This window comes from Erysipelatoclostridium sp. An15, assembly GCF_002160675.1.
In the GTDB taxonomy this organism is placed as follows: domain Bacteria; phylum Bacillota_I; class Bacilli_A; order Erysipelotrichales; family Coprobacillaceae; genus Thomasclavelia; species Thomasclavelia merdavium.
In genome coordinates this window covers 148,023-173,046 of the sequence record NZ_NFLA01000001.1, presented here as the reverse complement: position 1 = coordinate 173,046, position 25,024 = coordinate 148,023, and the positions used below count along the sequence as shown (strand labels likewise).

The following is a 25,024-nucleotide window of genomic DNA, read 5'->3' as shown; positions in this document are numbered from 1 at the left end:
CAACTGATTATTGAAAATGCTAAAATCTATTTAGCGGAGGTGTACCAATGATAGATAAAGATTTAGCAGCAAGATTAAAATCTTATCGGAATTTCAAACATTTGACACAAAAAGATGTTGCAGCATATTTAAAAGTACCTCATTCAGCTATTTCTGATATAGAAAACGGGAAAAGAGATATTACTGTTAGTGAATTACGAATTTTTTCTAACTTGTATGGTAGAAGTGTAGAAGAAATAATGAGCGGGAAAAAGTATGATTATTATAATATTGCAAATATTGCACGTCTTTTAACTGAATTACCTGATGATGATTTAAAAGAGATTATGTTTATTATTGAATATAAAAGAAAAAGAAACGAAGAAAAAATGAAGAAGTAATTTAACGCATTACTTAAATTTAAAAAAGCTGGGTTCATTTCAAGATCCAGCTTTTTTATTTTATAACTTTAACAACTTTTTAAATTCTTCTAAAACCAATTTACCGTCACTTAAAACTAGATCAGTACATTCTTGATAAGTTTCACTATTATAATATTTAACATCTACAATTTCATTTTCAATCGTAACTATTGCATATGTTCCAAAGCCATAAGAACCCCGATTTATCATCACACTACCAGGGTTAATGATATAATGATTATTTATATTGCTTAAAGAAGGGACATGAGTATGTCCATGAAAACAAATATTAATATTATGCTCTACCATATAATTATATAAATAATCATCTCCTTGATATACTTGATGTTGTTGTCCATGAACAACTAAAAAACGATAGTTATCTTTTTGAAACTCAATTTCTAAAGGAAAATCTGCCTCATCATGATTTCCTTTTACAGTAAGATATCCTTTAAGCAGTTTATTATCACGTTCTAGCGACGAATCACCACAATGGATATAAAAATCCATGTCTGGGTATTTCATTGTTATCTGCTCAAATAAATCGTTTTGTAAATGGGTATCACTAACAACTAACAATTTCATTTTAATAAACAAACCTCCTTTATTTATAATTATTCTTTATATATAATAACATGTAATTTTTTAGAATTAAAATATTTATATGTTTTATTAAAAATTTTTTATTGTAAATATTAAATGATTTAATCAAGATAATTTGTATTTTTGTTTATAAAAATAGATTAAAAGAAACAAGAAAGTGTTTACATTCTCATTTTTTCGGTGTAAAATTAACGTAGGTTGAAAAGAAGGAGTGTATATAATTATGAAAACTATTTTATTAGTATGTTCAGCAGGTATGTCTACTAGCTTATTAGTAACAAAAATGGAAGCTGCTGCAAAAGAAGCTGGTGTAGAATGTAAAATCTTTGCATTACCATTCTCTGATGCACCAAGAGTATTAGAAGAAGTTGATTGCATTTTACTTGGCCCACAAGTAAGATTCCAAAAAGCTGCAATCGAAAAATTAGCTGCAGGACGTAAAGCTGGTCCTATCCCTGTTGACGTAATCGATATGAGAGATTATGGAACAATGAACGGTAAAGCAGTATTCGAATCAGCAATGAAAATGATTGGATAATTAATGAAAAGGTATTGTTATAATACCTTTTCTATTATATTTAGAGGAGAAAAAATATGGCAACTAGAATTATGTTAGTTTGTGCAGCTGGTATGTCTACTAGTTTATTAGTAACTAAAATGGAAGTAGCTGCAAAAGAAGCCGGTGAAGAAGTAGAAATCTTTGCTTTACCTTTATCTGAAGGTGAAAAAATCATTAACACTGTAGATTGTGTATTACTTGGCCCACAAGTAAGATATGCAAAAAAAGAAGTAGAGCAAATCATCAAAGAAACAGGTAAAGATATTCCTTATGATGTAATTGAAATGAAAGATTACGGAATGATGAATGGTAAAGCTGTTTACGAATTTGCAAAAAAATTGATGGGTAAATAATTTAAAATGGGTGGCAATACCCATTTTTATTTTTACTAAATTTTATTCAAATTTTTATTTGGGGTTTTATAATATTTGTTACTATGATATAATATCCTAAATATTAGGAGGTAAATGATTGATGCAAAAAGGTATAATTACAGTAGTAGGAAAGGATCAAGTTGGAATTATTGCCAAAGTATGTACTTTTCTAGCTGAAAAGCAAATAAATATCTTAGATATTTCACAAACTATTATTCAAGGATATTTTAATATGATGATGATTGTTGAACTAACATCTGTAATTGATGAATTTGGTTCTGTTTGTGATGAATTAAATAATTTAGGGGCAGAAATAGGTGTAAACATTAAATTACAACATGAAGATATTTTTAATAAAATGCACCGTATTTAAGGAGATTAACGATGATTAATTTATTTGAAGTTACAGAAACAAATAAAATGATTGAACAAGAAAACCTTGATGTCAGAACCATTACACTAGGGATTAGTTTATTAGACTGTATGGATCATGATATCGATGTTTTATGTCAAAATATTTACAATAAAATTACAACAGTGGCCAAAGATCTTGTGGCAACAGGCAAACAAATTGAAATGAAGTATGGTATCCCAATTGTCAATAAACGTATCTCTGTAACACCAATAGGATTTATTGGTGCAAATGCATGTAAAAGCACTGATGATTTTGTAAAAATTGCCAAAACATTAGATGAATGCGCTAAAAAAACAGGGGTAAATTTTATCGGTGGATACAGTGCTATTGTTTCTAAAGGAATGACAAAAGCTGAAGAATTACTAATTCGCTCTATTCCTGAAGCAATGAAAGTAACAAACAATGTTTGTAGTTCTGTCAATGTTGGATCAACAAAGACTGGAATTAATATGGATGCAGTAAAATTAATGGGGGAAATTATTCATGATACTGCAGATTTAACTAAAGAAAATGATTCAATCGGCTGTGCTAAATTAGTTGTATTGTGTAATGCTCCTGATGATAATCCATTTATGGCTGGTGCTTTCCATGGGGTTAGTGAAGCTGATGCAGTAATTAATGTAGGTGTTAGCGGTCCTGGTGTTGTAAAGAATGCAATAAACAAAGCTAAAGGTAAAGATTTTGGTGAGTTATGTGAAATCATTAAAAAAACAGCTTTCAAAATTACTAGAGTAGGACAGTTAGTAGCTTTAGAAGCATCGGAAAAACTAGGTATTCCTTTTGGAATTATTGATTTATCATTAGCACCAACTCCAGCAATCGGAGATAGTATTGCTGATTGCTTAGAAGGAATGGGATTAGAAAGTGTTGGAGCACCTGGAACAACTGCAGCCCTTGCAATTTTAAATGATCAGGTTAAAAAAGGTGGCGTTATGGCTTCTTCTTATGTTGGGGGATTAAGCGGTGCTTTTATTCCAGTTAGTGAAGATCAAGGGATGATCGATGCTGTTAATCGTGGTGCTTTAACTTTAGAAAAATTAGAAGCAATGACTTGTGTATGTTCAGTAGGACTTGATATGATAGCTATTCCTGGTAGTACATCACCAGCTACAATTTCTGGAATTATTGCTGATGAAATGGCAATTGGAATGATCAATCAAAAAACAACTGCTGTTAGAATCATTCCAGTTATCGGTAAAGATGTCGGTGAAGTGGTAGAATTTGGTGGTTTATTAGGTTATGCTCCAATTATGCCAGTCAATAAATTTGATTGTGCAGAGTTTGTAAATCGTGGTGGTAGAATTCCTGCCCCAATTCATAGTTTTAAAAATTAAAAGACGAATTATCGTCTTTTTAAATTATTCACAAAGGAGTAAATATAATATGGATGAATTGATCGTTTTTAATCCTTTATATCAAGATGATGAAATTGAATCATGTTTTAACATGTATAACGAACTAATTAATGGGAATCTTAAAAACAGTAATAAATTTGTATCACTGTTAATAAAATTAGCTGAAAAATATAATTTATATGATAATTTATTTAATAGCTTACTAACTTATCTATTAATTAATAATGAAAATTCATTTACACTTGCTTTAGAAAGAAAAAAACCAATTTCTAGCAACTTAAAAGCAGTAGTAATGAATGATTTTAAAATTATATTTAACATGTTTAATACAAATTTTGAGATGTTAGAACCATTACAAAGAAATCTAATCAATAGTTTTACACCTTCTAAACCAGTAATTAATCAAGAATTATTTGAAGTCTCAACAACTTTACAAGAAAATCTTACAAAATGTAATAATGTAGATGACTTCTATACTATATTAGAAAAATTCTTTTTAACATACGGCGTTGGAAAATTTGGATTAAATAAAGCATTTCGCTATGAAAATAAAAAAATTGTGCCTATAATACATATTGGAAACGGTCGTTTAAACCAATTGATTGGCTATGAAACTCAAAAACAAACCCTAAGAAACAATACAGAAGCTTTCTTAGCGGGTAAAAAAGCTAACAATGTTTTACTATACGGTGATAGTGGAACTGGAAAATCTAGTAGTATTAAAGCTTTATTAAATGAATATTATAAAGATGGATTACGAATGATAGAGGTATATAAACATCAATTTAAAGATTTACCTAAAATCATTCAACAATTACAATCTCGTAATTATAAATTTATTTTATTCATGGATGATTTGTCATTTGAAGAATTTGAAATTGAATACAAATATCTAAAGGCTGTTATCGAAGGTGGCTTAGAGAAAAAACCAGATAATATTTTAATCTATGCAACTAGTAACCGTCGTCATATTGTTAAACAAACATGGAGTGAACGTGAAGACAAAGATGAGGTTAATATTAACGATGCTAAACAAGAAAAAACTTCATTAAGTTCTAGATTTGGTATTAAAATATTATTCATGCATCCTGATCGCATTAATTATTTAAACATTGTCGATGGACTAGCTAAGCAATATGGTTTAAAAATGGATCGTGACGAATTACATCAAAAAGCATTAACATGGGAAATTCGTCATGGCGGTTTTTCAGGAAGAACAGCTAAACAGTTTATTCATGCAATGCTTGGAAAATAGAGTCGAGGTATTATGAAAAAATTATTAATAAGTGATTATGATAAAATCAAAAAATATTTAGATGATGCTAACTATGAAGGCTATAACTCTAATTTTGTAACAATGATGATGTGGGATCATGAATATGAAATCTATTATGAAATTCATGATCATTACTTAATTATGTTGCATACATATTTAAACGAACACTTTTTCTCAATGCCTTTTTGTAAAGAAGAATATTATCAAGAAGCTATTGAGTATATGATGGAGTATGCAAATAATCATCATTTTGCTTTTAGAATAGATCTAGCAGTAGATAAATTTGTCGATAAAATTAAAGAAATTTACCAAGATAAATTCTTATATTTACATAATGAAGATAACGATGATTATGTTTACGAAAAAAAATCTTTAGAAACATTATCAGGTAAAAAAATGCAAAAAAGACGAAATCATTTTAATGCTTTTATAAAAGAACATCCTGATTACGTTTATAAAGAAATTGAAGATGAAGATATTGATAATGTTTTAAACTGTCTTAAAAAATGGGATACTGATCATAGCAATGAAAACAGTGTCGTATCTGAATTTATTGGTATCGTATATCTTTTAGTACATCGTAAAGAATTAAATATCAAAACAGGTTGTATTTATCTTAATGGTCAATTAGAAGCTTTTATAATTGGATCGCCATTAAAGCATAAAACAGTACAAATTCATGTTGAAAAAGCAAATAAAGAAATTCGCGGTTTATATGTTGCAATCGGCAAATTTTTCTTAGAGCAAAACTATGCCGATTATGAACTTGTAAACAGAGAAGAAGATATGGGGCTAGATTCTTTAAGACGAGCTAAAAAAATGCTTCATCCAATTAAAATGATTCATAAATATACAATCGTTACAAACAATCAATCAATTGTTAAAGCAAACAATAGCGATATTCCACAAATAATTGATTTATGGAAAAAAAGTTTTAAAGATGAAAATGAGCAATCAACTAAATTTTATTTTGATAAATGTTATCAAAATGAAAATACTTATTTATTGAAAAATAACCATCATCTTGTTTCAATGGTACAGATTGTCCCTTATACAATAATACTAGATAATAAGGAATGTTTGGCATACTTTATTTTAGGTGTGGCTACTGATAAGAATTACCAAAAACAAGGTTTAATGAAAAAATTAATGAATTATGTTTTAAACTTACCACAATATCAAGGACAAAAAATTCTATTACAAGCTTATCAACCAGAAATATATTATAATTTTGGATTTAAAGAAAATTATTTTCATAAGATAACAAAAGTTAATAAAGAGTACTATCAAAATAATAGTGATTTAAATATTATAACTGATTATGATTGTACTAAGTCATTATCTTTATATCAAAAATTTACCAAAAAATATAACGGTTATCGAAAACGTGATTTAGATTATTACAAAAATTATTTAATTGCTCGCAGTTTAGCGTATGATGAATCATTGAAAATATTTTATGATAAAACTAATGCCATCGGCTACATGATCTATAGCGAAGATGAAAATCAAATTAAGGTTTCTGAATTGATTTATGAAAATGACACTGCATTGAATAAAATGATTGCAGCAATTATTAATGATGATAAAGAATTAATAATTGAATCAGATATGCTTACAAATATTAATGGTGAAAGCCAGGTTATTTGTACAATGTTGACAAACTTCTTAAAAAATAGTTGTCAAGATAATAATTTTTATATCAACGAGTGTCTCTGAGATAATTTTTTATTGACTAACCAACTTCTACATTATAAAATAAAAAAGATTTAAAGGAGGTTAGTTAATGGACTATCAAGATCGTCAATTACATGAAGAGTGTGGTGTTTTTGCTGTATGTGGTTACGAAAATGCCGCAGCAATGTGTTATTATGGTTTACATAGCTTGCAACACCGTGGTCAAGAAGCCGCTGGTATTATTGTAAAAAATAAAGAAGCATTATCAATTCAAAAAGGTGAAGGCTTAGTTACTGAAGTATTTGATCAAGAAAAGATTTCTAAGATGATTGGAGATTATGCAATTGGTCATGTTCGCTACTCAACAGCTGGTGGTGGAGGAATTGCTAATGTACAACCTTTATTATTTAGAACATTAAATGGCTCATTAGGAATTGCTCATAATGGTAATATTGTAAATGCTAATATATTAAAAAGTGAATTAGAAAAAAAAGGAAGTATCTTTTCTAGTACTTCTGATACAGAAATTTTAGGTCATCTTATTATGCGTGAAAAAGGGCATATGATTGATCGAATCTGTAATTCATTAAATAAATTAGATGGCGCTTTTGCATTTTTAATATTAATAGAAAATGCTTTATATGTCGCTCGTGATAAATATGGTTTACGACCAATTTCTATTGGACAACTTCCTAACGGTGCTTATGTATTTTCATCAGAAACTTGTGCATTTGAAGTAGTAGGGGCTAAATTTTTAAGAGATTTAGAACCAGGGGAAATTGTTCGTGTAAAAAATGGTGAAATTAAATCAAAATTATATACAACTGATGTTGTAGATAAAATATGTGCAATGGAGTATATATACTTTTCACGCCCTGACAGTAATCTAGATGGTATAAATGTCCATACTACTAGAAAACTTGCAGGAAAACAATTATTTATTGAATCTCCAGTTGAGGCTGATTTAGTAATTGGGGTTCCAGATTCATCAATTTCTGCAGCTATTGGTTATTCTGAAGCTTCAGGAATACCATACGAAATGGGATTAATAAAAAATAAATATGTTGGAAGAACATTTATTCAACCGACTCAAGAAATGAGAGAACAAGGTGTACGAATGAAACTTTCCGCTGTTTCATCAATTGTAAAAGACAAACGTGTAATCATGATAGATGATTCAATCGTTAGGGGAACAACATCTAAACGAATTGTAAGACTACTAAAAGAAGCAGGGGCCAAAGAAGTTCATGTACGAATCGCTTCACCAGCAATTAAATATCCATGTTTTTATGGAGTTGATATGTCAACAATGGATGAATTAATTTCCAATCGCTTATCAGTTGATGAATTGTGCGAATATATTGAAGCTGATTCACTAGCATTTATTAGTGAAGAAGGGATTGATAAATCAATTCATTTCAACAAAGAAAAACATAAATGTGGTTTATGTCTAGCATGTTTCAATGGCAATTATGTAACTGATATTTATGATGCTTTTGAACATGATAAAGAGAAAAAAGGAAAAATATAAAATTAATTTACATAATAATAATGGTGCTTGTTTAAGCACCATTATTATTAAATTCTACAGGTGGAGTACCAATAATATCTTTATATCGACCAACAGGATTTATTTGATCAATATCAAATTAAATTCCATGCTCATACACCAATTGTAGAGATTTTTAAAGACAAAGTATTAACAGTTGATAATATGGATAAAAAACTATTTACAGAAGCTGATACAATAATTTCTGCTATCGGAAGAATTTCTGTAAAAAATAAGGAATTCGAGTAGTCTCAGTTGGTGCTGCTGTTAAACCACGAAAAGTAGATCAAGCAATACATGAAGCATTCTATGCAGGATTAAATATTTAATTTATAAAGAACAGGGGTAACGTAAATCGCTCCTGTTCTTATTATAATTATATATATAACTTCGCATAATGTATATTATGAAAATCTTTAACGACAGTTTTCTATCTATTCTCTATAAAATAATATGTACAGATAAGGAGAATAGTTTTATGGAAAATTTAGAAAAAGTTATGAAATTTATTGAAAGTGTTGATCGTGATTTAGATTATTTAATCGATTATTTATATCAAGAAGATGATATTTCTCTTTTAGAAGAAATGGAAGATTTATCTGATGATATTTCTAGAGTAATTCGACATTTAGAGAGATTAGGTGGTTTACATGATTAAATATCCACGTATCAATATTCGCAGTCAGTTGCGTATTTGGCTTAATAAACATGAATACGAGTTTATATCTAATGAACAGTTAACTCTTTTAGAAGAATGTGAGTTTTGTGAAGTTCGTATTGATGAATGTCATAGTTCTTTTTGTCGACATTGTTTTAATGTTTATGTAACATTTAAAAAGAATGGCGATACTCAAGATAGATGGTCTGGAGTTTATTTATTTCACATTCGAAAGGATGATTTACAGTGACATGTTATCATCCTTTGCACGCTTTTTTAGATGGTGTTAATCTTAAAAGCGGTAAACCAAATTATAAAATAACTTCTAATAAAGTAAAAAGTGTTATGTTTGATTCTGATACTAATCATTGGTATATGAGTGAGGACCCTAATAAATATCCTAATAATGAATATATTGATATTCCCTGTGGTAAATGTGTTGGTTGTAGATTAGATTATTCTAGATCCTGGGCTACTAGATGTATGTTAGAAGCTCAATATTTTTCTAGAAGTATGTTTTTAACAATTACATATGATGATGAACATGTTCCTCGTTCTTGTTATGAAGTACCGGAGACCGGCGAAATAAAAGATATTTTGACGTTGTCGCCGAGAGATTTCACTTTGTTCATGAAACGTCTTAGATATTATTATAGTGATAAATTTGGTAGTGAACTTCGCTTTTTTGCTTGTGGTGAGTATGGTTCTACTACCCTACGCCCTCATTATCATGCTATTGTGTTTGGTTTAGATTTAGATGATTTACAAGAAGTTAAACAAAGTCGTGGTGGTTTTCCTTTGTATCAGTCCGATTTAGTTGATAAAGCATGGGATAAAGGCTATGTCTTATTATCTGATAACAATTGGCAAACTGCTGCATATACCGCTCGTTACATTATGAAAAAACAGAAAGGTGAAGATGCTTCTGTTTATGAAGAGTTTAATATTGAACCTGAATTTGTTCGTATGAGTAGAATGCCCGGTATTGCTCGCCAGTATTATGATGATCATAAACATGAGATATACAAAAATGATGAAATTATTCTTAATGATGGTATGACAGTTAAGCCGCCCAAATATTTTGATGATTTGTATGCAGATGAATATCCTGAATTATTTGAGCAGGTTCGTGAAAAACGTATTCAAGCCGCTAAAATTTCGGATTCTACTAAAGAAGTTCTTTACGGTGATAAATATCTTCGCTTAGAACGTGAAGAAGTTAATAAAAAGAAATCAATTAGTAAATTGGTTCGTGAACTTTAAAGGAGGTGAAATATATGTCAAAAAAACGTACTGCAGTTCGTAGTCCTAAAAAAGATAAACAATTCTTTAATCGAACCGCTATGCAAACCAAAAGATTAAACGCACACCCACCAACATTTCGAGGAGGTATTAGATTATGAGTGACTTTTACATTATGTTAGTACAGTTTATTTTATTTATAACAGCTTTGTTTGTAGTTTCTATTGTGATATTTGGTGTTTATAGTTTAGCTAAAAATTTTATATTCAGTAGAAGAAAACGAATTAAACAAATCGATTATCAAGAGGAGAATTAAAATGAAATTTTTTGAAAAAATGTCAGATTCATTATTGAAAGTATATTGTGTTAAAGATGAAAAAGTTGGTCAATTTATTGACTCTTTGTCTGTTTTGCCTAATGAAGATTTAGCTATTCATAGTTTTGCTAATTCGTGTCTTAAAACCGACCCTGTTATTGGTCGCTTAGAAGATTATTCACTATATGAAGTTGCTTGTTTTGATGTTAATTCAGGTAAATTTTATTATGATGAACCTAAATTTGTTATCCATGGTTTAAATGCTCGTGCTTTAGCTCTACAACGTGTTAGAGATTTACATTTGGAAGATGAGGTGATTAATGATGATTCAAACGTGGAGACAGAGAGTAAACAATAGACAACATTATTGTATGCCTTGCGGTTGTAATATTCGTAAACAGTATATTTTAAATATAGATGAAAAAGGTTGTGAATATTTAGTTCATTCCGGTGATCATGACCAATATGCTGAAATCCAGTCTTATCGTGAGTCTTGTGATTTACAAATGATTTTAAATACTTTAGACCCTATGGCTGTAAATAGATACGTTTCTAGTTTTAAACCTGAAGATATCTTGAATGTTGGTCTAGTTGATATTGCTGCAATGCCTACCACTTATGGCGGTATGTTTAATTTAGTTAAAAAAGGTGAAAATTTCTTTAATGGTCTACCTGAAGAAATCCGCAGTAAGTTTAATTATTCTGTTAAAAAATTCTGTTCTAGCTTTGGTTCTGATGATTTTATTAATATATTTGGTCAATATATTCAATCTCAACAACCTCAACCACAGCCACAACCTCAACCACAGCCACAACCTCAACCACAGCCACAACCTGTCAAACGTGGTCGTAAGAAAAAAATTGAACCTGAAGGAGATGATGATTAATGTTACTTGACCAAAACTCTAGATTTGGTTTAAATCCTAATATGTCCGGCCAATATCGTTCTAAATTTGATATGTCACATTCTGTTAAAACTACATTTAATGTCGGTGAATTAATTCCGTTCGATGTATTAGAGATTTTGCCCGGTGATACTTTTAATATCGAAACTAATATGTTAGCTCGTCTACAAACACTAATTACTCCGTTAATGGATGATTTATATTTAGATACTTATTATTTCTTTGTTCCAAACAGACTTGTTTGGGACCACTGGAAAGAATTCATGGGAGAAAATAATGCTTCTTCTTGGTATCCTTCTACTACTTATACAATTCCTGTTATTGATATACCTGGTAATGCTGATTTACACGGCTCTATTCTTGACTATATGGGAATACCTACCGATACCGGTGATAATGCTGATGTATCTATTTCTGTTAATGCGCTTCCTATACGTGCTTACGGTCTTATATGGAATGAATGGTTTAGAGACCAAAATTTACAAGATCCTTTGTTAGTTCCTACAAGTGATGCTACTGTTACTTATGATAGGTCTAAGCCTGCTAATGGTGGTTTACCTCTTATGGCTAATAAATATCATGATTATTTTACATCTGCCCTACCTAGTCCGCAGAAAGGTCCTGACGTGACAATTCCCATGTTAGCTGACGCTGATTTTCCTGTATATACTCGTGATGAGACTATTCCTTATGCTGGTTCTTTCCCTGAAATGTTATACGGTCAAGTTAATGGCGCTTTACCTGAAGGACAACAGTATTCACAATTTTTAGATTTTGAAGATGGTGCTTTTCATGCTAGAGTTAGTAATACTCCTACCCCTAACGGTAGTAATGTTGGTTTGACTCCTATTAATCTTTGGTCTAACGTTCAAGGTTTACCAGTAGCCACAATTAACCAACTTCGTCTTGCTTTTGCTACTCAACAACTTTATGAGCAAGACGCCCGTTCTGGTACTAGATATGTTGAAATTATCAAAGGTCATTTCGGTGTTGAATCTCCTGACGCTCGTCAACAAAGACCTGAATTATTAGCATATAATCATATTCCAATTTCTATTAATCAAGTTGTTCAACAGTCCGGTACTAATGCCGATACGGCTTTAGGAGATGTTGCTGGTTTTAGTGTTACTGCTGATAGTGATAATTCTTTCGTTAAGTCATTTACTGAACATGGTTATATTATCGGTTTATGTTGTGTTCGTTATAATCATTCATATCAACAAGGTCTTAACCGTATTTGGTCTAGACAGTCTAGATTTGACTTTTATTGGCCTGTTTTTGCCAACCTTGGCGAACAACCAATTTTAAATAAAGAAATTTTTGTGAATTATGCTTTAAATAAATCTGATGAAGATAATGCAAATGAGCAGGTTTTCGGTTATCAGGAAGCTTGGAGTGAATATCGTTTCATTCCTAATCGTATTTCCGGCGAAATGCGATCAGATTTCCCACAGTCTTTAGATGTATGGGTCTTAACAGATGAATATGATCAGTTACCTGCCCTATCTGATGAATGGATTAAAGAAGACCCTAACACTGTTAATCGTGTCTTAGCTGTTACTGATGAAGTTTCTGCACAATTCTTTTGTGACATTTACTTAAAAATCGAAGCTACTAGACCGTTGCCGGTTTATTCTATTCCTGGATTAACTAGAATGTAGGTGATTTATTGTGAATATGTCTTCATTATTTAATCAAATGCAGTCTATCGCAGATAAAAATAATGCTGTTTCTGCTCATCAAGCTCAAAAACAAATGGATTTTCAAAGTTCAGAAGCTCAAAAATTACGTGATTTTAACTCATCTGAAGCGCAAAAAAATCGTGATTTTCAAGAACGCATGTCTAATACATCTGCACAGCGTTCTGTTAAGGATTTGCAAGCCGCTGGACTTAATCCAATTTTAGCCGCCACTTCAGGCGGTACTTCTGCTTCTACTCCGTCCGGTGCTTCTGCTTCACAAGGCGGAAGCCCTAGCGGTGCTAAAGGTGATGTTGACACTTCTGTTATTGCCGGAATGGCTTCTCTTGCTTCATCTGCTATAAATTCCGCAGCTGCTACTCAAGCCGCTTCTATTGCCGCTAATGCTTCTATGTATAATGCTCGTTTACAAGCTGAAACGCAACGTTATGCCGCTGACCGCGGTTATTGGGCGTCTAGACAGAATAGTCAAGATAGCTTATATTCTTCTCAGTATTCAGCTGATAAAAGCTATGCCGCTTCTAAATATGCTGCAAATAAATCTTCAGCTACTGCTATTGAAACTCAAGGATTAAATTCTTTTGCTGATTTAATCCCTTGGGCTTTTGAGCAAATAGGTAAATTTTTTGGCGGTAGAAAGAAAAAATGATGTATGTTATAATCTCCCTGAAGGGAGATTATTTTATGGAATGGATTTTATTAATTGTTTTCTTTATATTTTTATTTTTAGCATTTAGATGTTATAAAAATAAAGATTTTAAATATTTTGGATTTTATCTCGTAGTAATATTATTAGATTTTTTATTCGTTTGGTTTTGTATGATGATTTTTTGGTATGCCCATGTAATGGGTTTAACTTTATAAAAAAATTTATAACTATAAAAGAAGCTAGCGCTCTTATGGCGCGAAGCTTTTTTTATAGTCGGATTTGCGTAGCAAATTCTTGAGGAAAATTTTAATTTTCCGAACAGTCCACCCCATACTTTCTTGTTGTAATGGGGTGGACTGACAGGAATTATTATGATATAATATATCTAAGAGATAGATAGTTAACTACATTTCATTAAAAACAACATTCCGTAGTTATTCTTCAACAAATAATATATTCTTCAACGTTATTTCTTGTGCAGTGTTTGCATAATGTATATTATGAAATTTTTATGTATGGAATAATGTGAATAAAATGTGCACAATGTGAATAAAAAAGGAAATCTGTTAGATTTCCTAAATTGTATTAATAAATACAACCGTATTTAAAACAAAGAAAAATATTCCTACGATAATTAAATATATGTATATCTTAAATTTTTCATTTTTTCGATAATTATTAAATAAAGCTAATATTCCACAAACAATCAATGCAATCGCAATAATATAAAATAGAACTGTACCAATAAAAGTTCTTGTCAATATTCCTATTGCAAATAAGAAAGTTCCAATCCCATATGCTAATATTGACATTACAATTAATCTTTTAGTCTTATCTTCCATGTATACTCCTTAAATTATATTCTTTAAAATTGATTTTCCAATTTTAGGTAGTTCAACATTAAAGTTTTCTGCAATAGTTGCTCCGATTACTGAAAATGATTCCATTGGTGCTAAACAACGTGGCTGCAATAATTCTTTAGAATAAATGATCAAAGGAACTTGTTCACGCGTATGATCAGTACCTTTATATGTTGGATCATTACCATGATCAGCAGTTATCATTAATAAATCATCAGCTTGTAAATATTTCATCAATTCACCTAACTGTTCATCAAATTCGACAATTGCCTGACCATATCCTTGATAATCACGACGATGACCGTATTTAGCATCAAAGTCAACAAGATTAACAAAGCATAATCCGTTAAAGTTAGTTTTAGCTAATTCAATAGTTTTTTCCATACCATCTTTATTGCTAATAGTCTTAACACTTCTTGTTATTCCCTGATTAACAAAAATATCAGGAATTTTACCTACACCGATTACATCAAAATTATTCTCTTTTAAAGTGTCTAATACAGTTTTATCAAATGGGGCTAAGGCTAGATCATGGCGATTAGCAGTTCTTTCAAACTCCCCTGCTTTTTTACCAATAAATGGACGGGCAATAATTCTACCTACTTTCCATCGTTCATCCATTGCTAGTTCACGAGCAATTTGACAAGCTTCATATAATTCTTCTAGCGGTATTACTTCTTCATTAGCTGCTATCTGGAAGACTGAATCAGCTGATGTATATACAATCCAATCGCCTGTTTTAATCTGGTGTTCACCATATTCTTGAATAATCTCAGTTCCACTAGCCGCTTTATTACCAACACATTTTCGTCCTGTTTTTTCTTCAAATAAACGAATAAATTCATCAGGAAAACCAGTATCAGTAAAAGTGATAAAAGGTTTTTCTGTCTTTAATCCCATCATTTCCCAATGACCAGTCATAGTATCTTTACCATTAGAAATCTCACTTAAAGAAAGCGTATATCCTAATTGTAAGCTTAATTGATGAATACCTTTAAAGTCACCTAAATTACCTAATCCTAGTCCTTCTAAATTCACTACATCTAAACCATTACATTTTTCACAGATATGCTTTAATGTATTAGCACCATAATCATCATATAATGCACTATCACAAGCATTTCCAATCCCTAAAGAATCACAAACTATTAAAAAAATTCGATTATATTTCATCTTACCCTCCATATGTAAACTATTTATCATTATCAATTATCTTTTTCATTCTTGGATGAAACTGCTGGTATTCTTGTCTAATTTTCTGATTAGAAATATGCGTATAAATAGTAGTTGTTGAAATATCACTGTGTCCAAGCAACTCTTGAATCGAACGAAGATCAGCGCCATTTTCTAATAAATGAGTAGCAAAAGTATGTCGAAAAGTATGGGGAGAAATGTTTTTATTTACCGTTGTTGTATTAATAATTGTCTTAAGTATATGATAAAACTCTTGGCGACTTAATGGATTACCATGTTGATTGAAAAATAACAATGAATCATTTTTTAAATTTAATTCATCACGATATTCATTGATATACTGCGTTAATAATTTACCAACATATTTACTTATTGGAACTAGTCGCTCTTTATCACCTTTACCAATTACTTTTACAAACCCCATTTTAATATTTAAATCAGACATTCTTAAATTTAATAATTCTGAAACACGCATTCCTGTTGCATATAGTAATTCAACTAAGCAGCGATTTCTAGAACTTATTGCATCAACCACTTCAATACTATTTAAAAGTTCAGCCATTTCTGACTTAGATAATACCGTTGGTAATTTTTTATCTTTTTTTGGCAGCGTAAAACTACTCATCAAATTATTAGGAACAATTTTTTCTCTCACTAAAAAAAGATAAAACATCCGTAAAGATACAATTTTTCTAGAAACAGAATTAGTACTTTGAATTTTGCCTAGTTCTTTTAAATATAGGCGTATATGTTCTTTATCAATTTTTTCTACCTGATCTATTTCAAATTTTTCATTTATATATTTAAAAAACTTTTTAAGATCTCTATCATACGCACTCACCGTATTTTTGCTTAATCCTTTTTCAACTATTAAGTATTGCTTATATTCATCTAATACCTCTTTTGCTTCCATTTATCAACACATCCTGCCTACTTGGATATTATAACACGTTTAAAAATAATATTGCCAATGATTTGGTAACTAAAGTACATAAACTTTAAATGCCATTGACAGACTTACAATGATTAAAATAATAATAATATAATCTAATATATAATTAATTATTTTACGACTATTAAAAACTTCAGTTGTTAAAAATGATATTGTAAAGCAATTTAATGACAATCTAATGGCAATTATTGAAATTACATATAATAAGGCTAATTCTAAAATAAGTTGTGGAAAAAAGCTAAAAAAAAGCATTGAAGCACTAAATTTGTTTAAAGTAAAATAATAAATAGTAGCAATTGCAATCTGCATTCCCTTTGAAAAAATTACAAAACTATTTAAAATAACTCCTAAAAAACTTGTTGATATTATTAATGATAAAAGTATGTATAAACTAGTTATTGTTAAATAAAGATTGTAATTATTTGTTGCTGTATTATCTTTATAAAAAAATATATATTTATTTAATTGGACTATTGTTTCATTACCATAAAAATAAAATACAATTCCAAATAATAATCCACAAATAAATAAAATTGCTGCAAACGTATTAATTACTAATTTTTCATTTTTAAATATTTTGTTTAAAATACCCATAAGTTTTCCTCCGTTTATATAACTTATGAGCATTTTAAAATTTTATTCTTTTATTTTAAATATTTCTTTTGGGGTTGTTTTTCTTTTTTAGACAAAGCAGAAGCTTTAATAACTAATGGATGATCAAAGTTTTCATTAATTTTATCGATTAACTTATCTAAATTTTCATTTTTTATATTTGGTTGTTGCTCAACTTCAAAAATACTGATCTGCTCTTTTAAATTTTTCTTATTAATAGTGTTATTTAAACTGACCCCCAATAATCGAACTGGTCTACCGTTATAATTACTATCAAATAGCATTTTAGCAGTTGATAAAATTGTTTCATAATCATTGATATATTTAGAAACAGTTGTTTGTCTAGTAACACTTTCAAAGCGAGTATATTTAATTGTTATCGAAATCGAATTAGATACCAGGTTTCTTTTTAAAGCTCGTGTAGATACTTGTTTTGCTAAATTACTTAAAACTTCTTTTAAATATACTTCATCGTTAGTATCAGCTGGTAAAGTTGTTGAATTACCAACTGATTTTAACTCATTATGTCCATAATCAACCGGATTAGTATCGATACCATTAGCTTTTCGATAAACTAGTAAAGCATTTTTACCAATAACCTTTTTTAAATTATCATAATTTTTATAATCAGCTAAATCACCAATAGTATTAATACCAACCGCTCTTAATTTAGGCTGTGTTTTTTTACCTATACCAAACATATCTTTAATATCTAATGGCCACATTACTTCTTTTAAATTATTTCTAGTAAGAACAGTAATTCCCATTGGCTTTTTCATATCGCTAGCCATCTTAGCTAAAAACTTATTAGGAGAAATACCAATTGAGCACTGCAAATTTAATTGTTCATACACTTTAGTCTGGATATCTTTAGCTAAAACAACTGGATGAATTTTTTTCTCTTGAATAATTGATGTAACATCAAGATAACACTCATCAATACTAGCTACCTCTAATATTTCACTGTATGATGCTATTATTGTAAAAAATTCATTTGATAAACGATGATATAACTCAAAATCAGCGGGTAAAATAATTAAGTCTTTACATAATTGTTTAGCTTGAAAAAGAGGCATTGCTGAATGAATCCCGTATTTTCTAGCTTCATATGAAGCAGTTGTAATAATACTTCTTTTAGATTTTCCTGAAATTACGATTGGTTTCCCTTTTAACGAAGGATTTCTAGAAATTTCAGCACTAGCATAAAAAGCATTTAAATCAATGTGAAATATTACTTGCATCATCATTTACCTCCATTATCTAAATATTAAGGTGCTCATTTAGAGCACCTGTTTATTCCTGACTATCCATTTCTAACATCCAATCAATATACAAACCATATCCGGTCATTGGATTATTTCCTGATACATGAGTTACACAACCAACTATCTTATTATTTTGAATAATTGGTGAACCACTCATTCCTTGTACTATACCATTAGCTTTTTCAATAACCTCTTTATCAGTTACTGTAAATTCAATGCCCTTTTCTTTAACCGTATCTTGACTATTTAATTTTGTGATTTCAATTTCACATTTTACAATTTCATTACCTTCTAAAACTGTCAAGAAATAAGCTTTACCAAGTTTCGTTTCTTCAATAGTTGCAGTTTCCATCATTTCACGATTGGAAATATCATAATTATAAGTTCCATAGATACCAAATTGACTATGGCTGTTTATACTACCTATTTCAACATTGGAAATGTCTGCAATTTTATTTCCTGAAGATTGACTTGTTGCTTTTTTGATACTAGTTACATTACTTTCATAAATGCTTCCTTCTTGAAGCAAACTTTCACTATCTAGTTTAGAATCACTCATAGCATGGCCTAAAGCCCCAAATGAATGTGTTTCTGGATTATAGAAGGTCAAAGTCCCTACTCCACTAATAGAATCTTTTACATATAGTCCAGTTGAAAACTGTTGATTATCATAAACAACTTTTAAATCCTGATGAATTACATTATCACCACGTTTAATAGTTAAATCATATGTTAAATCATCAGTTTTATTTTTGATCACATATGTTAAATCTTCAATACAAGTTACTTTTTGATCATCAATGGCTGTTATTAAATCACCAACTTGAAAATCATTACTAATTGGACTATAACTTTTGTTATCGATCTCTATTGCATATCCACCAGTAATAACAACACCTTGATAATCTAATTCAATTCCAATTGAATCGCCACCAGGAATTAGTGATATTGCATAAGCGGCAACTGGATTAATAATGGTCAAAGCCAGGATCAAAGAAAGGAATAGCTTTTTAAAAAGCATAAAAACCTCCTTGTAGCATTAGCTACATTTTAGTTTGGCTATTATGTAATTATTTATTCGCTATTTTCTTTCAATTTTCGAGCGTGTTCAATCGATTCATGAGATACTTCTTTACCAGATATTAATTTAGCAATTTCCATAATACTTTCATCATAATTTAATTTAGTTATTGATACGTTAGTATCATTATCATTAGCTACTTTTTTAATTAAATAATGATTTTTAGCAAAAGCAGCAACTTGTGCTAAATGAGTAATACATAAAACCTGATGATCTTTAGCTATTTTTTTCATTTTAGCACCAATACTTTCAGCAACTTTACCACTAACACCAGTATCAGCTTCATCAAAAATTATAGTTTCAATAGAACTGCTTTTTAAAGATAAAATCTTAATTGCAAGCATAATACGTGACATTTCCCCACCAGAAGCAACTTTATTTAATGGTTTCAATGTTTGACCAGCATTAGTTGAGATTAAAAACTCTACTTTATCTTGTCCATTAGCTTGCAAATCAATTTTTTTTAAATCAATCTTAAACACAACTTTATCTAAATATAATGATTTTAACTCATTAGTTACGGCATCCGTAAACTTTTGCGCTTCTTGTTTTCGAAGCTCAGTTATAGCATCGGCCAGCTCTTTTGCTTCTTGAAATGCAATTGATAATTGTTTTTTTAGATCATTTAAAAATCTTTCACGATTATTAAAGGTTGCAATTTTCATTTCAATTTCTTTTTTGGCTTCTTTGATAGTTGAAATTGATGGTCCATATTTTCTTTTCAAGCGATTTAATTTAAATAAAATTTCCTGTATTTCATTTAAACGATACTCATCAAAATTAGTGCTATTAAATTCACTTATTACTTCATCATCTAAATCCATTAAATTATAGTATAAATCATACATTTTTTCATAGATACTACTATAATTAGGATTATCACTAATCGCTTCTAATTCATTAACGGCATTATTTAAATTTGCTAAAACACCATATTCACCATTAATATATTGGCGATAATTATTAATTTTTTCTTTGATTTTTTCATATTCTTGTAATTGTTTCTTTTCATAGTCAAGACTATCTTCATCAATTGTATCTAGATCAAGACTATTTATCTCATCTAATTGGCTTTGATAATATTCTAATTGCTCATCGCTTAGTTCCTCATTCAAAGCTTTTTGATAATCCCGATTTATTTCTCGATAAGTACGATATGCTAAACTATATTGCTTATTTAAAGATTCAATTGAAGAACCAATAAAATGATTTAAAATATCTAAATGATTATTAGAATCAAATAAACTATGAGTTTCAAACTGTGAATGAATATCAATCAACTCACTCATAATTGATTGCAATACCATCTTTGATACATTTCTATAATTGATTTTAATAACTGTACGGTTATCACGATTAAATGATTTTGATACTACTAGTTTATCATCAAATTCAATTCTAAATTCTTTTAATTTAGCTAAAACTGGTGAATTTTTAGCAATAGTAAAAACACCTTCAATAAAACACTCATCTTTACCAGCTTTGATAAAACTAGTTTGGCTTCTATTGCCCATTAATTGACCAATAGCATCAATAATAATTGATTTTCCAGCTCCAGTTTCTCCAGTTAAAACTGTCATATGATTTAAAAAATCCACCTCTAAACGATCAATTATAGCAAAATTTTCAATATAGATACTTTCTAGCATATTTTCACCTACCTTTTAAAACAATCATGCGCATTATTTACTACTTCATCGATATTTATGTCACTATTAAAAATACCGTCTTTAACAAATAAACCTAAAAATTCAATATTTCCTTCACCACCAGTTATTGGTGAAAATGTTAACTGTTCTAATTCAAAATTATTGTTATGAGCAAACTCAATTACATTTTCAATAACCTGATGATGAATCTTAGCATCTTTTACAATTCCTTTTTTTCCAACTTCTTCTCTTCCTGCTTCAAATTGTGGCTTAATTAAAGCAACAACCTGATCACTTTTAGATAAAATGTCTTTAAGTGGTTCAAAAATATATTTTAAAGAAATAAAGGATACGTCAATACTTGCAAATGATGGTATACCATATTCAAACAATTCTTTTGTTGCATATCTAAAATTAGTTTGTTCTTTTACGACAACTCTAGGATCATTTCTTAATTTCCAAACTAATTGATTAGTTCCAACATCAATAGCATAAACTAATTTAGCACCATTTTGCAGCGCACAATCAGTAAAGCCACCCGTAGAACTACCAATATCAACCATGATTTTATCTTTTAAATCTAAATTAAATTCTTTTATGGCTTTTTCTAACTTTAAGCCACCACGAGAAACATAAGGCAAAACTTTACCTTTAACATATAATTTTGAATCAACTGGTATTTTAGTGCCTGGCTTATCTATAATATCATGTTCATCATGTACTATTCCGGCCATTATCGCTCTTTTAGCTTTTTCGCGTGAATCAAAAAAACCTTGTTCAACTAATAAAACATCAATTCGTTCTTTCTTCATTAATAATCTCCTTTATCCGTTGATAAAAACTATCCATATCTAAACCTTCATCTTTTAAGATTTCATCAATAGTACCTTGTGTAGAATAATGATCATCAACACCAAAACTATAGATATTTTTCAAAATTTTATTTTGTGAATAATAATAAGCTATATTACTTGCAAGCGAATTGATCTTTAAATCTGTTTCATATACAACTAATGGCTTGTCATCAACAATATCTTGCAACATTTGTGTATCCATCGGTTTAATATATAAAGCATTTACTAACCTTATCTTTATTTCTTTATCCTTAAAATATTCATTAATACGTGTTACATTTTGGCCATAACTAATAACTGTAACATCATAGTCATTTGTTATGTCGATTTGCCATTTACCAATCGGTAAAATTTCATCCTCTTCAATTTCATTGTTTTCAATTTCACCACGAGGAATTCTTAAAATATAAGGGTGATCATTATTTTTTAAATATGTATTAATAAATCTTTTAGTATTAGCACTATCATTAGGCGCACAAATAATAACATTTGGTAATTGATTTAAAATTCCTAAATCAAATACTCCATGATGAGTTGGCCCATCAGCACCAACAAAACCACAGCGATCAACACAAATCAAACAACTTAAATCCATTCTAGCAAGATCATGATTTATTTGATCGTAGGCACGTTGTAAAAAAGAAGAATAAACGGAAATAAACGGCTTTTTCTTGGCTAATGATAAACCACAAGTAAAAGTTAATGCATGTTCTTCAGCAATTCCTACGTCAAAACAACGATCAGGATAATGTTTAAACAAGCTATCCATTGCTGAGCCATGAATCATTGCTGGAGTAATAGCGACAATATCCTGATCACTAGCCATTTTCATTTCAATATAATCAGCGACAACTTTAGACCAGCTAACTTTGCCATTCTTTCCAGGATTTTTTAAAGTACCATCAGCAATATTAAATGGAGCAATACCATGCCATTTTCCTGATTTATCATTTTCTGCAAATTTATAACCACGTCCTTTTTTAGTCACTACATGAACAACGACACTTGATTTACTATTTTTAGCCAAATTTAAAACTCTAATCAAATCATCAAAATTATGACCATTGACCGGCCCTAAATACTCAACACCAAAATCTTCAAAAATTGTATCATCAATTAAACCATGTTTAACAAAATCTTTGATTCTTTTAGAAACATTAAAAATCATTTGTCCAAATTTATTATGTGATGTTAAGTTACGATAATCTTCCTTTAAATTATTATAAGTCCCACTAATACGAACAGAAGAAAGAAATTCACCAAAACCACCGATACTTTTACCAATTGCCATTTGATTATCATTTAAGATAATAATCACTTTATTATTAATTGAACCTAAATGATTTAATGCCTCTAATGACTCTCCACCGACCATTGCAGCATCACCAATAACGGGAATAACATGAAAATTTTGATGATTTAAATCACGAGCTACTGCCATTCCTATTGCTGCACTTAATGCGGTAGAAGAATGTCCGGCTTCAAAGCAATCATGCTCGCTTTCACAGCGTTTTTGAAATCCCGAAAGTCCACCATACTTACGCAATGTGGCAAATTGGTTAGCACGACCAGTTAAAATTTTATGAACATATGATTGATGTCCAACATCAAAAAATATTTTATCTTCTGGCGAATTAAAAACATAATGCAAAGCTATTGTTAATTCAACTACCCCCAAATTACTAGAAAGATGCCCTCCAGTTTGCGAAATACTATTGATTAAAAATTGGCGTATTTCTCCAGCTAGTTCATTTAATTGTCTAATATCCAACTCTTTTAAAAAAGAGGGATCTTTAATTTTATTTAGATCCATTATTTCACTCTTTTCTGTAATTTTTCAATAATTTCTAAAATTAAGCCATGATTAATCCTTAATTTATATATTAACTCCATTGCCTCTTTAAATAATTTATTTACTTCCTGACTAGATTGTTCTACTCCCATTAAAGTAACATAAGTAGATTTATGATTTTCTATGTCACTTCCTACTTCTTTTCCTAAAATTTCACTATTTCCAACTACATCAAGAACATCGTCCTGGATTTGGAAAGCTAAACCTATTTTATATCCAATCTCTTGCCAGATTTTTTGATCAGCTTCATTAGCTATACAAGCTCCCATCATTAATGCAGCACTAATTAAGTCACCTGTTTTATGATGGTGGATCATATTTAGTTCTTGCTGGTTTGCTTTTTGGTGTTCAAATTTTAAGTCTAATGATTGTCCAAAAATCATTCCATTGATACCAGCTGCTTGATATAAAATTTTTAGTAATGCAACTTTTTGATTACTTGTAACATTAGTATTTAAAATAATATTAACAGCTTCATTCAACAAACCATCTCCAGCTAAGATAGCTGTTGCTTCATCAAATTGTACATGACATGTAGGTTTTCCACGTCTTAATGTATCGTTATCCATACCTGGTAAATCATCATGAATCAATGAATATGTATGAATCATTTCAATAGCACAAGCAATATCTAGATATGGATGCCAATCTAATCCATAACTATGAATAACTTGAAGCATCATAGCAGGGCGAATTCTCTTTCCACCAGCTTGCAATGAATACATCATTGCATCTTTAACTCTAGAATCTTGATATGGATTTAAAATTGTTTCTAATCGAGTGTTGATTTGTTCAACTATACTATCCATTTTTATCCTCTATTTCTAAATCTTCTAGTTTATCATCAACTAAAATTTTAGCTACTTTATCTTCAATATTATTAAGTTTATCATTACAAATCTTTGATAATTTAATACCTTCTTGAAATAAATCAACACTTTTTTCTAAAGAAACCTGATTATTTTCTAAAGCTGCAACTATTTCTTCTAATCTTTTCATTGCTTCTTCAAAAGTAATATTTTCCAA

General features: G+C 29.7%; 30 protein-coding genes. 18 read left to right on the top strand and 12 right to left on the bottom strand.

Annotated features, from left to right (window positions below):
• Positions 1–47 precede the first annotated feature (47 nt).
• Positions 48–380, top strand: coding sequence for a helix-turn-helix domain-containing protein (locus B5E92_RS00900; RefSeq protein WP_087298531.1), 333 nt, complete (start codon positions 48–50; stop codon positions 378–380).
• A 60-nt stretch (positions 381–440) separates the two neighbouring features.
• Here the strand turns inward: B5E92_RS00900 and B5E92_RS00895 are convergent, their stop codons facing one another.
• Positions 441–986, bottom strand: coding sequence for a metallophosphoesterase (locus B5E92_RS00895; protein WP_087298530.1), 546 nt, complete (start codon positions 984–986; stop codon positions 441–443).
• A gap of 241 nt (positions 987–1,227) precedes the next feature.
• On the opposite strand from B5E92_RS00895, the gene B5E92_RS00890 reads away from it, so the two are divergent.
• The 17 genes from B5E92_RS00890 to B5E92_RS00820 all read left to right on the top strand — a co-directional run bounded on the left by B5E92_RS00890 (position 1,228) and on the right by B5E92_RS00820 (position 13,894).
• Positions 1,228–1,542 (top strand): PTS sugar transporter subunit IIB, encoded by a 315-nt coding sequence (locus B5E92_RS00890; protein WP_087298529.1) that lies wholly within the window; start codon positions 1,228–1,230, stop codon positions 1,540–1,542.
• 56 nt (positions 1,543–1,598) lie between these two features.
• The gene (locus tag B5E92_RS00885; RefSeq protein ID WP_087298528.1) at positions 1,599–1,916 is read left to right on the top strand and encodes a PTS sugar transporter subunit IIB; all 318 of its coding nucleotides are present in this window, start codon (positions 1,599–1,601) and stop codon (positions 1,914–1,916) included.
• A gap of 121 nt (positions 1,917–2,037) precedes the next feature.
• Positions 2,038–2,310 (top strand): ACT domain-containing protein, encoded by a 273-nt coding sequence (locus tag B5E92_RS00880; protein WP_087298527.1) that lies wholly within the window; start codon positions 2,038–2,040, stop codon positions 2,308–2,310.
• 11 nt (positions 2,311–2,321) lie between these two features.
• Positions 2,322–3,686: a PFL family protein gene (locus B5E92_RS00875; protein ID WP_087298526.1), complete on the top strand. Its 1,365-nt coding sequence runs from the start codon at positions 2,322–2,324 to the stop codon at positions 3,684–3,686.
• 49 nt (positions 3,687–3,735) lie between these two features.
• Positions 3,736–4,962: an ATP-binding protein gene (locus tag B5E92_RS00870; RefSeq protein WP_087298525.1), complete on the top strand. Its 1,227-nt coding sequence runs from the start codon at positions 3,736–3,738 to the stop codon at positions 4,960–4,962.
• A 12-nt stretch (positions 4,963–4,974) separates the two neighbouring features.
• Positions 4,975–6,702, top strand: a complete 1,728-nt coding sequence (locus B5E92_RS00865) for a GNAT family N-acetyltransferase (RefSeq protein ID WP_087298524.1) — start codon at positions 4,975–4,977, stop codon at positions 6,700–6,702.
• A 67-nt stretch (positions 6,703–6,769) separates the two neighbouring features.
• Entirely contained in the window at positions 6,770–8,191 is a 1,422-nt protein-coding gene (gene purF, locus B5E92_RS00860; RefSeq protein ID WP_087298523.1) for an amidophosphoribosyltransferase, read from the top strand.
• A gap of 496 nt (positions 8,192–8,687) precedes the next feature.
• The gene (locus tag B5E92_RS00855; RefSeq protein ID WP_087298522.1) at positions 8,688–8,867 is read left to right on the top strand and encodes a hypothetical protein; all 180 of its coding nucleotides are present in this window, start codon (positions 8,688–8,690) and stop codon (positions 8,865–8,867) included.
• On the top strand, positions 8,860–9,117 hold the full coding sequence (locus B5E92_RS00850) for a hypothetical protein (protein WP_087298521.1): 258 nt from the start codon (positions 8,860–8,862) through the stop codon (positions 9,115–9,117). The genes B5E92_RS00855 and B5E92_RS00850 overlap by 8 nt, the downstream gene beginning before the upstream one ends.
• Positions 9,114–10,130, top strand: a complete 1,017-nt coding sequence (locus B5E92_RS00845; protein ID WP_087298520.1) for a hypothetical protein — start codon at positions 9,114–9,116, stop codon at positions 10,128–10,130. Before B5E92_RS00850 ends, B5E92_RS00845 begins: the two co-directional genes overlap by 4 nt.
• A 14-nt stretch (positions 10,131–10,144) precedes the next feature.
• Positions 10,145–10,270, top strand: coding sequence for a hypothetical protein (locus B5E92_RS15875; RefSeq protein WP_255376177.1), 126 nt, complete (start codon positions 10,145–10,147; stop codon positions 10,268–10,270).
• Positions 10,267–10,425 (top strand): hypothetical protein, encoded by a 159-nt coding sequence (locus B5E92_RS15440; RefSeq protein ID WP_158095174.1) that lies wholly within the window; start codon positions 10,267–10,269, stop codon positions 10,423–10,425. Before B5E92_RS15875 ends, B5E92_RS15440 begins: the two co-directional genes overlap by 4 nt.
• Position 10,426: 1 nt before the next feature.
• A complete protein-coding gene (locus tag B5E92_RS00840; protein ID WP_087298519.1) occupies positions 10,427–10,783 on the top strand; it encodes a phage ORF5 protein in 357 nt (118 codons plus the stop codon).
• Complete coding sequence (locus B5E92_RS00835; protein ID WP_143357560.1) at positions 10,749–11,312, top strand: hypothetical protein; 564 nt, start codon at positions 10,749–10,751, stop codon at positions 11,310–11,312. Before B5E92_RS00840 ends, B5E92_RS00835 begins: the two co-directional genes overlap by 35 nt.
• The gene (locus B5E92_RS00830) at positions 11,312–12,991 is read left to right on the top strand and encodes a major capsid protein (RefSeq protein ID WP_087298517.1); all 1,680 of its coding nucleotides are present in this window, start codon (positions 11,312–11,314) and stop codon (positions 12,989–12,991) included. Before B5E92_RS00835 ends, B5E92_RS00830 begins: the two co-directional genes overlap by 1 nt.
• Positions 12,992–13,001: 10 nt before the next feature.
• Entirely contained in the window at positions 13,002–13,679 is a 678-nt protein-coding gene (locus tag B5E92_RS00825; RefSeq protein ID WP_087298516.1) for a hypothetical protein, read from the top strand.
• Positions 13,680–13,714: 35 nt separating this feature from the next.
• A complete protein-coding gene (locus B5E92_RS00820) occupies positions 13,715–13,894 on the top strand; it encodes a hypothetical protein (RefSeq protein ID WP_087298515.1) in 180 nt (59 codons plus the stop codon).
• Positions 13,895–14,254: 360 nt separating this feature from the next.
• Here the strand turns inward: B5E92_RS00820 and B5E92_RS00815 are convergent, their stop codons facing one another.
• The 11 genes from B5E92_RS00815 to xseB form a co-directional block, all read right to left on the bottom strand.
• On the bottom strand, positions 14,255–14,521 hold the full coding sequence (locus B5E92_RS00815) for a hypothetical protein (RefSeq protein WP_087298514.1): 267 nt from the start codon (positions 14,519–14,521) through the stop codon (positions 14,255–14,257).
• A gap of 9 nt (positions 14,522–14,530) precedes the next feature.
• Entirely contained in the window at positions 14,531–15,712 is a 1,182-nt protein-coding gene (locus B5E92_RS00810) for a phosphopentomutase (protein ID WP_087298513.1), read from the bottom strand.
• A 19-nt stretch (positions 15,713–15,731) separates the two neighbouring features.
• Complete coding sequence (gene xerD / locus B5E92_RS00805; protein WP_087298512.1) at positions 15,732–16,646, bottom strand: site-specific tyrosine recombinase XerD; 915 nt, start codon at positions 16,644–16,646, stop codon at positions 15,732–15,734.
• A 69-nt stretch (positions 16,647–16,715) separates the two neighbouring features.
• Positions 16,716–17,279 (bottom strand): hypothetical protein, encoded by a 564-nt coding sequence (locus B5E92_RS00800; protein ID WP_087298511.1) that lies wholly within the window; start codon positions 17,277–17,279, stop codon positions 16,716–16,718.
• Between the two features lie 50 nt (positions 17,280–17,329).
• Positions 17,330–18,541, bottom strand: a complete 1,212-nt coding sequence (locus B5E92_RS00795) for a DNA polymerase IV (protein WP_239406363.1) — start codon at positions 18,539–18,541, stop codon at positions 17,330–17,332.
• Between the two features lie 49 nt (positions 18,542–18,590).
• The gene (locus B5E92_RS00790) at positions 18,591–19,583 is read right to left on the bottom strand and encodes a SpoIVB peptidase S55 domain-containing protein (protein WP_087298510.1); all 993 of its coding nucleotides are present in this window, start codon (positions 19,581–19,583) and stop codon (positions 18,591–18,593) included.
• Between the two features lie 53 nt (positions 19,584–19,636).
• Positions 19,637–21,292, bottom strand: a complete 1,656-nt coding sequence (gene recN / locus B5E92_RS00785) for a DNA repair protein RecN (RefSeq protein WP_087298509.1) — start codon at positions 21,290–21,292, stop codon at positions 19,637–19,639.
• An 8-nt stretch (positions 21,293–21,300) separates the two neighbouring features.
• A complete protein-coding gene (locus B5E92_RS00780) occupies positions 21,301–22,104 on the bottom strand; it encodes a TlyA family RNA methyltransferase (RefSeq protein WP_087298508.1) in 804 nt (267 codons plus the stop codon).
• On the bottom strand, positions 22,085–23,959 hold the full coding sequence (gene dxs / locus B5E92_RS00775; protein ID WP_087298507.1) for a 1-deoxy-D-xylulose-5-phosphate synthase: 1,875 nt from the start codon (positions 23,957–23,959) through the stop codon (positions 22,085–22,087). Before dxs ends, B5E92_RS00780 begins: the two co-directional genes overlap by 20 nt.
• Positions 23,959–24,807: a polyprenyl synthetase family protein gene (locus B5E92_RS00770; RefSeq protein WP_087298506.1), complete on the bottom strand. Its 849-nt coding sequence runs from the start codon at positions 24,805–24,807 to the stop codon at positions 23,959–23,961. The genes dxs and B5E92_RS00770 overlap by 1 nt, the downstream gene beginning before the upstream one ends.
• A complete protein-coding gene (gene xseB, locus B5E92_RS00765) occupies positions 24,800–25,024 on the bottom strand; it encodes an exodeoxyribonuclease VII small subunit (RefSeq protein ID WP_087298505.1) in 225 nt (74 codons plus the stop codon). The genes B5E92_RS00770 and xseB overlap by 8 nt, the downstream gene beginning before the upstream one ends.